Here is a 675-nt window from a genome sequence, read left to right on the forward strand (position 1 = left end):
GCCTACATGAAGCTGGAATCGCTAGTAATCGCGGATCAGCATGCCGCGGTGAATACGTTCCCGGGCCTTGTACACACCGCCCGTCACACCACGAGAGTTTGTAACACCCGAAGTCGGTGGGGTAACCATTTGGAGCCAGCCGCCTAAGGTGGGATAGATGATTGGGGTGAAGTCGTAACAAGGTAGCCGTATCGGAAGCTGCGGCTGGATCACCTCCTTTCTAAGGAAAATGGAATTCACATTCCATCAAAGATTGTTGACGATTTGTTGTTCAGTTTTGAGGGAGCAATTCCTCAAAAATAGGCTTTTAAATAAGCCGAAATTGTTCTTTGAAAACTAAATCATTAAATAGAAGTAACCAAGATAAACCGAGTAATCGCCATCTTAGATTCTCTATTTTAGAGAATTACTTCTTTGAAAAGTAATCGTATCAATCGAATACTCTTTCAAAGAATGGAGAGCAAAGAGAAGCAAGTAGATCAAGGAAGCGACCGAGCGAGCACCGGAGCGTACGCTAGTACGTGAGGAGCAGAGTAAGGAAGCTGACGAAGAGATACGCCGCTTATCTTTGGTCGAAACTAAGTTAAGTTAGAAAGGGCGCACGGTGGATGCCTTGGCACTAGGAGCCGATGAAGGACGGGATTAACACCGATATGCTTTGGGGAGCTGTAAGTA

The 675-nt window shown here is 45.8% G+C and carries 2 rRNA genes; both read left to right on the forward strand.

Features of this window, described 5'->3' with window-relative positions:
- Positions 1 to 220, forward strand: a 16S ribosomal RNA gene (locus QQZ16_RS03575); the annotation flags it as partial.
- A 361-nt stretch (positions 221 to 581) separates the two neighbouring features.
- A 23S ribosomal RNA gene (locus QQZ16_RS03580) occupies positions 582 to 675 on the forward strand; the annotation flags it as partial.

The organism is Bacillus sp. T2.9-1 (assembly GCF_950097965.1).
GTDB lineage: Bacteria > Bacillota > Bacilli > Bacillales > Cytobacillaceae > Niallia > Niallia hominis.